Here is a 12,910-nt window from a genome sequence, read left to right on the forward strand (position 1 = left end):
GATCATCAATCCATTAACGCGCTTATGGATAAACGATATACTCGCCTTTCCGCACAGCGATAACGCGTAAGGATGCAAAGCTAATTATGGCTCAATCACATTTACTGGCTGAAAGAATTTCACGGCTTAGCTCATCGCTTGAAAAAGGGCTTTTTGAACGAAGCCACGCCATTCGGCTTTGCCTGCTGGCGGCGTTGAGCGGGGAGAGCGTCTTTTTATTAGGGCCGCCGGGAATAGCCAAAAGTCTGATTGCCCGCCGCCTTAAATTTGCCTTCCGGCACGCCCGCGCTTTTGAATATCTGATGACGCGCTTTTCCACTCCGGAAGAGGTTTTCGGACCGCTGTCCATCCAGGCGCTAAAAGATGAGGGGCGCTACGAGCGTCTCACCGCAGGCTACCTGCCGGAGGCGGAAATCGTCTTTCTTGATGAGATCTGGAAGGCCGGGCCCGCCATTCTGAATACTTTGCTAACCGCCATCAACGAACGCCGCTTCCGAAACGGGGCCAGCGAAGAGAAAATCCCGATGCGCCTGCTGGTGGCCGCGTCCAACGAACTTCCCGAGGCCGACAGCAGCCTCGAAGCCTTATACGACCGCATGCTGATTCGCCTGTGGCTCGACAAAGTGCAGGAGAAGGGCAATTTCCGCTCCATGCTCATCAGCCAGCAGGATGAAAACGAAAACCCCGTGGCGGAAAGCCTCCAGGTAAGCGACGAAGAATACTTTAGCTGGCAGCGGGAAATCGGCGCCGTCGCGCTTCCCGATAATGTCTTTGAGCTGATATTCACCCTGCGCCTGCAGCTGGAAGAGCTGCCCGGCGCGCCCTATGTTTCAGACAGGCGCTGGAAAAAAGCCATTCGTCTGCTGCAGGCCAGCGCCTTCTTCAGCGGCAGAAGCGCCGTGGCGCCAATCGATCTTATTCTTTTAAAAGACTGCCTGTGGCATGACACCGCGGCCATGAATCTGATGCAGCAGCAGCTGGAAATATTGATGACCGGGCAGGCATGGCAGCAGCATGCGATGCTCAGCAAGCTGGGCGCTATCGTGCAGCGCCGCATCCAGCTGCAGCAACAGCACAGCGATCGGGAAGCCATCACCCTGAGCAAGCAGGGCGGCATGTTCAGCCGCCGTCCTCACTACGAGCTTCCCGATTATCTCAGCGGAGAAACCCTGACGCTGTTGCTCCAGCAGCCGATGAAGCTGCACGATATTGAGGTCATCCATATTGCGATAAACCGTGAAGCCCTGGCGCAGTGGCTGATAAAAGGCGGCGAGATCCGCGGAAAGCTTAACGGCATTGGATTCGCCCAGACGCTGAACCTGGAGGTGGATGCCACACAGCACCTGGTTATCAGGGACGTCAGCCTGCAGGGCACCCGGCTGGTGATGCCCGGCAAACAGCAGCAGGGAATGCCGGATGAGATCAAACAACAGTTTGACGATCTCGAAGCCGCGCTTCACCAGCAGCACGAACGTTTTAACGATCAGCAAAAATGCCTGTTTATCCACAGCGACTGGCTGGGCAAAATTGAGGCCAGCCTGCAGGATGTCGCCGCACAGATCAAAGAGGCCCGGCAATAATGCTGAGCCTGGAGACGCTCGACGTTATTCTCGCTATCAGCGAAGGAGAGATGATAGAAGAGATAATACTGACGTTGCTGGCCGCTCCCCAGCTGGCCGTCTTCTTTGAAAAATTCCCACGGCTAAAAAATGCCGTCACGCAGGATATTCCGCGCTGGCGTGAGCTGCTCAAGGCCAGGCTGCATGACACCCAGGCGCCGCCGGAGCTGGCAAGAGAGGTATTGTGCTATCAGGAAAGCCAGTTGCTCACCACCAGCCAGCTTATCGTTAAACAGCCTGAGATACTGGCGCTGCTAAAAAGCATCAGCTCCCCTTTTTTTGCACAGGCGCAGGCGCTGATCGCGGAACATCCTCATTTTACCCCAGCGCAGCAAACCCTGTTTTTACAGCGCTGGCGGCTGAGCCTGGTGGTGCAGGCGACCTCGCTTAATCAGCAATTGCTTGAAGAAGAACGCGACAGCCTGCTGGCAGAGGTTCAGGCTCGCCTGGCGCTAAGCGGCCAGCTGGAACCCGTGCTGTCGGAAAACGATAATGCGGCCGGAAGGCTGTGGGACATGAGCGCCGGCACGCTTAAGCGCGGCGACTACCAGCTAATCGTGCAGTACGGCGAGTTTCTCGCCGGCCCAGCCTGAATTAATGAAGCTTGCCGAACAGCTCGGGCGTTCAAAAGAGGCCAAAGTTGTTCCGAGAAAAGACTCGCCGATGGAAAGCTGGCGCATGATGGTGCGCGAGCCCGCCACCGTGCCTGAACAGGTCGACGGCCTGCAGCGCAGCGACGATATTCTGCGCCTGCTGCCGCCGGAACTGGCAACGCTCGGCATCACCGAGCTGGAGTTTGAATTCTACCGGCGGCTGGTGGAAAAACAGCTTCTTACCTATCGCCTGCACGGCGATTCATGGCGGGAAAAGGTGGTGGAACGCCCCGTCGTCCATCAGGATTTTGACGAGCAGCCGCGCGGGCCATTTATTGTCTGCGTAGACACTTCGGGTTCAATGGGGGGCTTTAATGAACAGTGCGCCAAGGCTTTTTGCCTGGCGCTGATGCGCATCGCGCTGGCGGATAACCGCCGCTGTTTCATTATGCTGTTTTCCAGCGAAGTGGTGCGCTATGAAGTCTGCGGTAAAGACGGCATTGAGCAGGCAATTCGTTTTCTCAGCCAGCGCTTTCGCGGCGGCACCGATCTGGCCAGCTGTTTTCGTTCGATCGTCGAGAAAATGCAGGGCAGCGAATGGTTTGACGCCGACGCGGTGGTTATTTCAGATTTTATCGCCCAGCGGCTGCCCGATGAGCTGGTAAATAAAGTGAAGGGGCTACAGCAGGCGCACCAGCATCGTTTTCACGCGGTGGCGATGTCGGGACACGGCAAACCCGGCATCATGCGCATTTTCGACCATATCTGGCGCTTTGATACCGGGATGCGTAGCCGCCTGCTGCGCCGCTGGCAGCGTTAAAATTACAGCAGGGCGTCGACCTTATCCTGCACGGCGGCCGGCCATACGCCGCACTGCACCTGGCCGATATGCGGCTGTTGCAGCAGCAGCATGGTCAGACGAGACTGGCCGATGCCGCCGCCGATAGTTTGCGGCATTTCGCCTTTGAGCAGGGACTGGTGCCATTCAAGCTGCAAACGATCTTCATCGCCGGTCACCGCCAGCTGGCGTTTCAGGGCTTCGGCATCCACGCGGATCCCCATAGAAGAGAGCTCGAACGCATCTTCCAGCACCGGGTTCCACACCAGAATGTCGCCGTTCAGACCGCAGAAACCGCCTTCGCTGCGGGTTGACCAGTCATCATAATCCGGGGCGCGAACGTCGTGACGTTTGCCGTCGGCCAGCTTGCCGCCGATGCCAATCAGGAACACGGCGCCCAGCTCTTTGGCGATAGCGCGTTCGCGGCCTTTTGCATCCAGCTCCGGGAAGCGCTGCTGCAGCTCTTCGCTGTGAACAAAGTGAATCTGTTCCGGCAGGAAGGAGGCAAGGCCATACTGTTCGGCAACGGCCGCTTCCGTGGCTTTCATCGCCGCCCAGATGCTTTCCACGGTCTGCTTCAGGGTGCCCAGATGGCGTTCGCCATCGCCCATCACGCGTTCCCAGTCCCACTGATCGACATAAACAGAGTGGATCGGGGTCAGGCGATCTTCATCGGGGCGCAGGGCTTTCATGTGCGTGTAAAGCCCTTCGCCCGCGCTGAAGTCATGCTGGCCGAGCATTTTTCTTTTCCATTTGGCCAGCGAATGCACCACTTCAAACTGCGCCTCAGGCAGGGTTTTCACCTTTACCTGTACCGCTTTTTCACAGCCGGACAGGTTGTCCTGTGTACCATCTCCAACGCGGCTGAGAATCGGTGCCTGAACTTCAATCAGACCCAATTTTTCTTCAAGCTGGCGTGAGAAATAGGATTTCACAAAACTAATCTGGCGTTGCTTAGCGATGTAGGCGGTTTTCATGGCTCTTCTCTTTTGCTGTGTTGTTTCAGTACCGGTGATTAAGCAACAGAAAGGGCACCACATTCAATAATCAATAATAAAAAAGGCCATCCTCTTTTTAATCAGTTAATTTAAGGCTATAAAAATTAGATATTCGTGATTAATCATAGGAAAAAGTGATGGATAATTATCAGATCGATAATCTGGATCGCGGCATTCTTGAAGCGCTCATGGCAAACGCGCGTACGGCATACGCCGAGCTGGCCAAACAGTTCGGCGTAAGTCCCGGCACAATCCACGTCCGCGTAGAGAAGATGAAGCAGGCAGGCATTATCACCGGGGCGCGTATCGACGTCAGCCCCAAGCAGTTGGGTTACGACGTTTGCTGCTTTATCGGCATTATTTTAAAAAGCGCGAAAGACTATCCCTCCGCGTTGGCCAGGCTGGAAAGCCTCGAAGAGGTGACCGAGGCCTACTACACCACCGGCCACTACAGCATCTTTATTAAGGTGATGTGCCGCTCGATAGATGCGCTGCAGCAGGTACTTATCAACAAGATCCAAACAATTGATGAAATTCAGTCCACCGAGACTTTGATCTCCCTGCAGAACCCCATTATGCGGACGATCAGGCCATAAGGGCTAAATGTAATACCCATATTATCCACAGGTAGATCGCAGGCCTTACACAGCGTACAATACGCGACGACTTGTAAAGGCGGGATCGCAATGGCAGACATTACTCTGATTAGTGGCAGTACGCTTGGCAGTGCCGAATATGTGGCTGAACATTTAGCTGAGAAGCTGAATGAAGCGGGTTTCTCCACCGAAACGCTGCACGGGCCGCTGCTTGAAGATCTGCAAACCAGCGGCGTATGGCTGATTGTCTCCTCGACGCATGGCGCAGGCGATCTGCCGGATAATCTGCAGCCCCTTTACGATGCAATAAAGGAAGAACGCCCGGATCTGAGCAACCTTCGCTATGGTGCAGTGGGTATCGGCAGCCGTGAATACGATACTTTTTGCGGCGCCATTGAAAAAATGGACGCCTTGCTTAGCGATTGCGGAGCAAAACGAGTGGGTTCTTTACTGAAGGTGAACATCCTCGATCATGACATTCCTGAAGATCCGGCTGAAGTTTGGGTCGGATCCTGGAAAGATTTACTCCAGGATTTGTAAAGATCGGCCTTTTTTTTGTGTATAACTATGCTTAAAAGCTCGTAATAAGCGGTAGTTATCCAAAGAACAACTGCTGTTCACTTTTTGAGTTGTGCATAACCCTCGCTTTTGATCCCAGCTTATACTGCGTAGGATCACCGATCATTCACAGCAAACGATCTATCCCAATTATTTGATCTCTTTAGCTTAAAACGGGTTATCCACAGCACAGGGCGATCCTAATAAGAGATCATAATAAAGAGATCTTTAAATAAAAAAGATCTTCTTTTAATTAGTGAGGATCCCGGTACTTTCTCCATCGACTAAAGTTGAGTAGAATCGCCAACCCGGGAATCAGTCACCCTCCCGTTTAACCACGAGGCAGTCACCATGTTTTATCCAGATCCTTTTGACGTCATCATCATTGGCGGGGGTCATGCAGGCACCGAGGCCGCGATGGCCGCAGCCCGAATGGGTCAACAGACCCTTCTTCTGACACACAATATCGACACGCTGGGACAGATGTCCTGTAATCCGGCGATCGGCGGTATTGGCAAGGGACATCTGGTTAAGGAAGTGGACGCACTGGGCGGATTGATGGCGAAAGCGATCGATCATGCCGGCATACAGTTTAGGATACTAAACGCCAGCAAAGGCCCTGCGGTACGGGCTACCCGTGCACAGGCAGACCGCGTGCTGTACCGGCAGGCCGTGCGTACGGCGCTGGAGAACCAGCCCAACCTGATGATCTTCCAGCAGGCGGTAGAAGATCTGATTGTGGAAAACGATCGCGTTGTCGGCGCGGTTACCCAGATGGGACTGAAGTTCCGCGCCAAAGCCGTGGTGCTGACCGTCGGGACTTTCCTCGATGGCAAAATTCATATCGGACTGGACAACTACAGCGGTGGCCGGGCCGGCGATCCGCCGTCCATCTCGCTTTCACGCCGTCTGCGTGAACTGCCGCTGCGCGTCAACCGCCTGAAAACGGGTACGCCTCCGCGTATCGATGCCCGCACAATCGATTTCAGCATGCTTGCGCAACAAAACGGCGACAGCCCGCTGCCGGTTTTCTCGTTTATGGGGAATGTGAACCAGCATCCTGCTCAGGTGCCGTGCTACATCACGTATACCAACGAAAAAACCCACGACGTTATTCGTAATAACCTCGATCGCAGCCCGATGTATGCAGGCGTTATCGAAGGTATTGGTCCGCGTTACTGCCCGTCTATCGAAGATAAAGTGATGCGTTTTGCCGATCGCAATCAGCACCAAATCTTCCTTGAGCCAGAAGGGCTGACCAGCAACGAAATTTATCCAAACGGCATTTCCACCAGCCTGCCGTTTGACGTACAGATGCAGATCGTTCGCTCCATGCAGGGCATGGAGAACGCGAAGATCGTCCGCCCGGGCTACGCCATTGAGTATGACTTCTTCGATCCGCGAGATCTGAAACCCACCCTTGAAAGCAAATATATTCAGGGTCTGTTCTTTGCCGGCCAGATCAACGGCACCACCGGTTATGAAGAAGCCGCGGCGCAAGGCCTGCTGGCTGGTCTGAACGCCGGCCGCTACTCTGCCGAAAAAGAAGGCTGGGCGCCGCGTCGCGACCAGGCATACCTTGGCGTGCTGGTGGACGATCTTTGCACCCTCGGCACCAAAGAGCCGTACCGCATGTTTACCTCGCGCGCCGAATACCGCCTGATGCTGCGCGAAGATAACGCCGACCTGCGTTTAACCGCCGCCGGCCGTGAAATGGGCCTGGTGGATGACGAACGCTGGGCGCGCTTTAACGAAAAACTGGAAAATATCGAGCGTGAGCGCCAGCGCCTGAAAGATATCTGGCTGCATCCGCATTCGGCACAGGTCGAAGAGGTGAACGCGAAGCTGAGCGCGCCTTTGTCGCGGGAAGCGAACGGCGAAGATCTGCTGCGTCGCCCGGAAATGACCTACGCCGACATGATGCAGCTTTCGGCTTTTGCGCCGGGGCTTGAAGATCGCCAGTCTGCGGAACAGGTAGAGATACAGGTTAAATATGAGGGCTATATCGCTCGTCAGCAGGACGAAATCGATAAGCAGCAGCGCAATGAGAACACCGTGCTGCCCGCCACGCTGGATTACCGTCAGGTCAGCGGCCTTTCTAACGAAGTGATCGCCAAACTCAACGATCATAAACCTGTGTCGATCGGGCAGGCATCGCGTATTTCGGGGATCACGCCCGCCGCGATTTCAATTTTGCTTGTCTGGCTAAAAAAACAAGGGTTGCTGCGCCGCAGCGCCTGATAATGCGTTAATCAGGGCCAGGTTATCCTGGCCCCTTTTTTTGATGGGTACTGAAAACCGTGTTGAACAAACTGAATCGTCTGTTGGAAAACGCCGGCATTACGCTTCCTGAAAACCAGAAGCAACAGCTGGTGGGCTACGTTGAGCTGCTCCACAAATGGAACAAAGCGTATAACCTGACTTCGGTACGCGATCCTGACGAAATGCTGGTCCGGCATATACTCGACAGCATCGTCGTTGAGCCGCATTTGCAAGGGACGCGTTTTATTGATGTGGGCACAGGCCCGGGACTGCCCGGCATTCCGCTGGCTATCGTTCGTCCGGACGCGCATTTCACCCTGCTTGATAGCTTAGGCAAGCGCGTGCGTTTCCTGCGCCAGGTTCAGCACGAACTGCATCTTGATAACATCACGCCGGTGCAAAGCCGCGTGGAAGCCTTCCCCGGCGAACCCGGCTTTGACGGCGTCATTAGCCGTGCGTTCGCTTCCCTGACGGATATGGTGAACTGGTGTCATCACCTGCCGGCGGAAAAGGGCCGTTTTTACGCGCTCAAAGGGCCTGCGCCCGGACGATGAAATCGCCGCGCTGCCGGCGGCATTTAGCGTAGAAGAAATCATCCGTTTGCAGGTTCCTGCGCTTGATGGCGAACGGCATCTGGTGATTATTAAGCCAAACAGAAATTAATATTTATCAAAAAAAGTGGAAAAAGCGATGTTTCAACAAGGTTAAAAAGGCGGGCCATTATTATCGACACCGACGGTTACATTTAACCAAGCGGCAACAAATGTTTTCCTGATTTTTAACGCTGGCGGTATTGCTAAGCAGGGAAATAATCAACACTGAAAATATAAACCTGCTAAAAATCCATCCACAAAATGGAATGACAATTTGTTAAAGGTTTAACAAAAATGTCAATAAAAGGTTTTTATCGTGTTGCGCTTTATTTTCAAAAGAGTATGCCGTAATCAGCTTATTTATCAATCACCTGTCATTATTGCTTTCAGAGACAGGCGAATGGATGACGGATGTGGGTTGTCTAATATGTGATCGCGAACACGCTTTGCCGGGCCGTTCATTTGCTTATTTGCACTTTTTCAGGAAATGTCCAGGAATCAGCAAAAGTTGAAAAATAAGCGTGCAGAAAATTATTTAAACATTTGTTCACCTTTTTGCTACTTAATGTTTGAAATCACGGGGCCGCACCGTATAATTTGCTCGCTTTTTGAGGCTTGACTCTGAGTCGTAAAGACAGTTTTATACGACACGCGACATACCTCTAAGGGAGAAGGAAACGTCATGTCGGTGTCGCTCTTAAGTTGGAACATGGCCCGTAAGCTTCTGTTCGTTCAGTTTCTGGCAGTGATGGCAATGGGATTGCTGTTTTGCCTCAAAGACCCCTCATGGGGCGCTTCTGCTGTCGGCGGAGGCCTGGCAGCCTGGCTGCCAAACGTATTGTTTATGATTTTTGCCTGGCGTCATCAGGCGCATACACCCGCTAGAGGCCGCGTGGCCTGGACATTCGCCATCGGTGAAGTGTTAAAGGTGGTTGCGAGTTTTATCATTCTGGTGGTGGCGCTGGCAGGCTTTAAGGCGGTGGTTTTGCCGCTGATAGTGACCTGGTTATCGGTGCTGGTTGTGCAGATACTCGCACCAGCTGTAATTAACAACAAAGGGTAAGAGGCATCATGTCTGCAGGAGAAATCTCTACACCGCAGGAGTATATAGGCCACCACCTGAATAACCTTCAGTTGGACCTGCGTACTTTCTCGCTGGTGGATCCGCATAACCCCCCGGCCACCTTCTGGACGCTCAACATTGACTCCATGTTCTTCTCAGTGGTTCTGGGTCTGTTGTTCCTGGTTATCTTCCGCAAGGTCGCGAAAACCGCCACCAGCGGCGTACCGGGCAAGTTCCAGACGGCGATTGAGCTGATTATTGGCTTTGTGCATGGCAGCGTGAAAGACATGTACCATGGCAAAAGCAAGGTTATCGCTCCACTGGCCCTGACGATCTTCGTTTGGGTATTCCTGATGAACCTGATGGACCTGCTGCCAATCGATCTGCTGCCGTACATCGGCGAGCACGTCTTCGGCCTGCCTGCGCTGCGCGTGGTACCGTCTGCGGACGTGAACATCACCCTGTCCATGGCGCTTGGCGTATTCATCCTTATTCTGTTCTACAGCATCAAAATGAAAGGCATAGGCGGCTTCACGAAAGAGCTGACGCTGCAGCCGTTCAATCACTGGGCATTTATTCCTGTCAACTTAATCCTTGAAGGGGTAAGCCTGCTGTCCAAGCCTGTATCACTGGGTCTGCGACTGTTCGGCAACATGTATGCCGGTGAGCTGATTTTCATTCTGATTGCTGGCCTGCTGCCGTGGTGGTCACAGTGGATTCTGAATGTGCCATGGGCCATTTTCCACATCCTGATCATTACGCTGCAAGCCTTCATCTTCATGGTTCTGACGATTGTCTATCTGTCGATGGCGTCCGAAGAGCATTGATTTTACTTACCACTACTGCGTTTTAACTGAAACAAACTGGAGACTGTCATGGAAAACCTGAATATGGATCTGCTGTACATGGCTGCCGCTGTGATGATGGGTCTGGCGGCAATCGGTGCTGCGATCGGTATCGGCATCCTCGGGGGCAAATTCCTGGAAGGCGCTGCGCGTCAACCTGATCTGATTCCTCTGCTGCGTACTCAGTTCTTTATCGTTATGGGTCTGGTAGATGCAATCCCGATGATCGCTGTTGGTCTGGGTCTGTACGTGATGTTCGCCGTCGCGTAGTGAGCGTTGCTTAAGATACCAAGCAATATCAGAACGTTAACTAACAAAGAGGCATTGTGCTGTGAATCTTAACGCAACAATCCTCGGCCAGGCCATCGCGTTTGTCCTGTTTGTTCTGTTCTGTATGAAGTACGTATGGCCGCCGTTAATGGCTGCCATCGAGAAGCGTCAAAAAGAAATTGCTGACGGCCTCGCTTCTGCAGAACGTGCACATAAGGACCTTGACCTTGCAAAGGCCAGCGCGACCGACCAGCTGAAAAAAGCCAAAGCAGAAGCTCAGGTGATTATTGAACAGGCGAACAAACGCCGTGCTCAAATCGTTGAAGAAGCTAAAACCGAGGCAGAGCAGGAACGCAACAAAATCGTCGCACAGGCTCAGGCAGAAATCGACGCAGAGCGTAAACGCGCTCGCGAAGAGCTGCGTAAGCAAGTCGCTCTGCTGGCTATCGCCGGTGCCGAGAAGATCATTGAACGTTCCGTGGATGAAGCTGCTAACAGCGACATCGTTGATAAACTGGTCGCTGAACTGTAAGGAGGGAGGGGCTGATGTCTGAATTTGTTACTGTAGCTCGCCCCTACGCCAAAGCAGCTTTTGACTTTGCCGTTGAACACCACAGCGTCGATAACTGGCAGCATATGCTGGCTTTCGCCGCCGAGGTGTCGAAAAACGAAGAAATGGCAGAGCTTCTTTCCGGAGCCCTGGCTCCGGAAACGCTCTCTGAGTCGTTTATCACTATCTGTGGTGACCAACTCGACGCGAACGGCCAGAACCTGATTCGGGTGATGGCTGAAAACGGGCGTCTGAGGGTTCTTCCTGATGTTCTGGAGCAATTCGTGCAACTGCGTGCAGCCCAGGAGGCCACGGTTGAAGTCGAAGTGACTTCCGCCAGCGCACTGAGTGAAGCACAGCTCTCGAAAATCAGCGCCGCGATGGAAAAACGTCTGTCACGCAAAGTGAAGCTGAATTGCAAAATTGATAAGTCTGTAATGGCAGGTGTCATCATCCGTGCGGGTGATATGGTCATTGATGGCAGCGTACGCGGCCGTCTTGATCGCCTGACAGACGTCTTGCAGTCTTAAGGGGACTGGAGCATGCAACTGAATTCCACCGAAATCAGCGAACTGATCAAGCAGCGCATTGCTCAGTTCAATGTAGTGAGCGAAGCTCACAACGAAGGTACTATTGTTTCCGTAAGTGACGGTATCATCCGCGTACACGGCCTGGCCGATGTTATGCAGGGTGAGATGATTTCCCTGCCGGGAAACCGTTACGCTATCGCACTGAACCTCGAGCGTGACTCTGTAGGTGCGGTAGTCATGGGTCCGTACGCTGACCTTGCCGAAGGCATGAAGGTTAAGTGTACCGGCCGTATTCTTGAAGTTCCTGTCGGTCGTGGCCCTGCTGGGCCGCGTGGTGAACACCCTGGGTGCGCCAATCGACGGTAAAGGTCCACTTGAGCATGACGGTTTTTCCGCCGTTGAAGCGATTGCACCGGGCGTAATCGAGCGTCAGTCCGTAGACCAGCCGGTACAGACCGGCTATAAGTCTGTTGACGCCATGATTCCAATCGGCCGTGGCCAGCGTGAGCTGGTCATCGGTGACCGTCAGACCGGTAAAACCGCGCTGGCGATCGATGCCATCATCAACCAGCGTGATTCCGGCATCAAATGTATCTATGTTGCTATCGGCCAGAAAGCCTCAACCATCGCGAACGTAGTGCGTAAGCTCGAAGAGCACGGCGCGCTGGCTAACACCATCGTGGTTGTCGCTACCGCTTCTGAATCCGCTGCGCTGCAGTACCTGGCGCCGTATGCCGGTTGCGCAATGGGCGAATACTTCCGTGACCGCGGTGAAGATGCGCTGATCGTATACGATGACCTGTCCAAACAGGCCGTTGCTTACCGCCAGATCTCCCTGCTGCTTCGTCGTCCACCAGGTCGTGAAGCGTTCCCGGGCGACGTATTCTACCTCCACTCCCGTCTGCTGGAGCGTGCTGCGCGTGTTAACGCCGAATACGTTGAAGCCTTCACCAAAGGTGAAGTGAAAGGGAAAACCGGTTCTCTGACCGCGCTGCCAATTATCGAAACGCAAGCTGGTGACGTTTCCGCGTTCGTTCCGACCAACGTAATCTCCATTACCGATGGTCAGATCTTCCTGGAATCCAACCTGTTTAACGCCGGTATTCGTCCTGCGGTTAACCCGGGTATCTCTGTATCCCGTGTTGGTGGTGCAGCTCAGACCAAGATCATGAAAAAACTGTCCGGTGGTATTCGTACCGCTCTGGCGCAGTATCGTGAACTGGCTGCGTTCTCTCAGTTTGCATCTGATCTTGACGATGCGACCCGTAAACAGTTGAGCCACGGTCAGAAAGTGACCGAGCTTCTGAAACAGAAACAGTATGCGCCGATGTCCGTGGCACAGCAGTCTCTGGTTCTGTTCGCTGCTGAACGTGGTTACCTCGAAGATGTGGAACTGGCTAAAATCGGTAGCTTCGAAGCCGCTCTGATGGCGTACGTTGACCGTGACCATGCTCCGCTGATGCAGGAAATCAACCAATCTGGTGGCTATAACGACGAAATCGAAGGCAAGCTGAAAGGCATCCTCGATTCCTTCAAAGCAACTCAGTCCTGGTAAAGTCTGGCGGCTTGTCTTAGGGCAAGCCGCAAGGCATTGA

10 protein-coding genes and 3 pseudogenes are annotated in these 12,910 nt (G+C 53.6%); 12 read left to right on the plus strand and 1 reads right to left on the minus strand.

Annotation, left to right across the window (positions count from 1 at the left end):
- Positions 1–86 precede the first annotated feature (86 nt).
- Together ravA and viaA are read left to right on the plus strand one after the other, a co-directional pair.
- Positions 87–1,580 (plus strand): ATPase RavA, encoded by a 1,494-nt coding sequence (ravA, locus tag WLO32_RS20410; protein WP_435946722.1) that lies wholly within the window; start codon positions 87–89, stop codon positions 1,578–1,580.
- A pseudogene (gene viaA / locus WLO32_RS20415) lies at positions 1,580–3,032 on the plus strand (ATPase RavA stimulator ViaA). The gene ravA and the pseudogene viaA overlap by 1 nt, the downstream one beginning before the upstream one ends.
- A 2-nt stretch (positions 3,033–3,034) precedes the next feature.
- Here viaA and asnA read toward each other — a convergent pair.
- Entirely contained in the window at positions 3,035–4,027 is a 993-nt protein-coding gene (gene asnA, locus WLO32_RS20420) for an aspartate--ammonia ligase (RefSeq protein ID WP_435946723.1), read from the minus strand.
- Positions 4,028–4,185: 158 nt separating this feature from the next.
- Here asnA and asnC point away from each other — a divergent pair, with 158 nt between their 5' ends.
- From asnC to atpA, 10 genes and pseudogenes are all read left to right on the plus strand, one after another.
- Positions 4,186–4,644, plus strand: coding sequence for a transcriptional regulator AsnC (gene asnC / locus WLO32_RS20425; RefSeq protein ID WP_121264658.1), 459 nt, complete (start codon positions 4,186–4,188; stop codon positions 4,642–4,644).
- Between the two features lie 90 nt (positions 4,645–4,734).
- Positions 4,735–5,184, plus strand: coding sequence for an FMN-binding protein MioC (gene mioC / locus WLO32_RS20430; RefSeq protein ID WP_435946724.1), 450 nt, complete (start codon positions 4,735–4,737; stop codon positions 5,182–5,184).
- 369 nt (positions 5,185–5,553) lie between these two features.
- Positions 5,554–7,443 (plus strand): tRNA uridine-5-carboxymethylaminomethyl(34) synthesis enzyme MnmG, encoded by a 1,890-nt coding sequence (gene mnmG / locus WLO32_RS20435; protein ID WP_435946725.1) that lies wholly within the window; start codon positions 5,554–5,556, stop codon positions 7,441–7,443.
- 59 nt (positions 7,444–7,502) lie between these two features.
- Positions 7,503–8,127: pseudogene (gene rsmG / locus WLO32_RS20440) on the plus strand (16S rRNA (guanine(527)-N(7))-methyltransferase RsmG).
- Positions 8,128–8,739: 612 nt separating this feature from the next.
- The gene (gene atpI, locus WLO32_RS20445; protein WP_435946726.1) at positions 8,740–9,120 is read left to right on the plus strand and encodes a F0F1 ATP synthase subunit I; all 381 of its coding nucleotides are present in this window, start codon (positions 8,740–8,742) and stop codon (positions 9,118–9,120) included.
- 8 nt (positions 9,121–9,128) lie between these two features.
- On the plus strand, positions 9,129–9,947 hold the full coding sequence (atpB, locus tag WLO32_RS20450; protein WP_121263719.1) for a F0F1 ATP synthase subunit A: 819 nt from the start codon (positions 9,129–9,131) through the stop codon (positions 9,945–9,947).
- Between the two features lie 48 nt (positions 9,948–9,995).
- A complete protein-coding gene (atpE, locus tag WLO32_RS20455; RefSeq protein WP_000429386.1) occupies positions 9,996–10,235 on the plus strand; it encodes a F0F1 ATP synthase subunit C in 240 nt (79 codons plus the stop codon).
- A gap of 61 nt (positions 10,236–10,296) precedes the next feature.
- Positions 10,297–10,767 carry a F0F1 ATP synthase subunit B gene (gene atpF / locus WLO32_RS20460; protein WP_121263716.1) on the plus strand — a complete coding sequence of 157 codons (471 nt, stop codon included), beginning with the start codon at positions 10,297–10,299 and terminating at the stop codon, positions 10,765–10,767.
- A 14-nt stretch (positions 10,768–10,781) separates the two neighbouring features.
- Positions 10,782–11,315 (plus strand): F0F1 ATP synthase subunit delta, encoded by a 534-nt coding sequence (atpH, locus tag WLO32_RS20465; RefSeq protein ID WP_435946727.1) that lies wholly within the window; start codon positions 10,782–10,784, stop codon positions 11,313–11,315.
- 12 nt (positions 11,316–11,327) lie between these two features.
- Positions 11,328–12,870 (plus strand): annotated as a pseudogene (atpA, locus tag WLO32_RS20470) (F0F1 ATP synthase subunit alpha).
- Positions 12,871–12,910 lie beyond the last annotated feature (40 nt).

Origin of the sequence: Dryocola mayonis (assembly GCF_051307045.1) — a bacterium.
Lineage (GTDB): Bacteria > Pseudomonadota > Gammaproteobacteria > Enterobacterales > Enterobacteriaceae > Dryocola.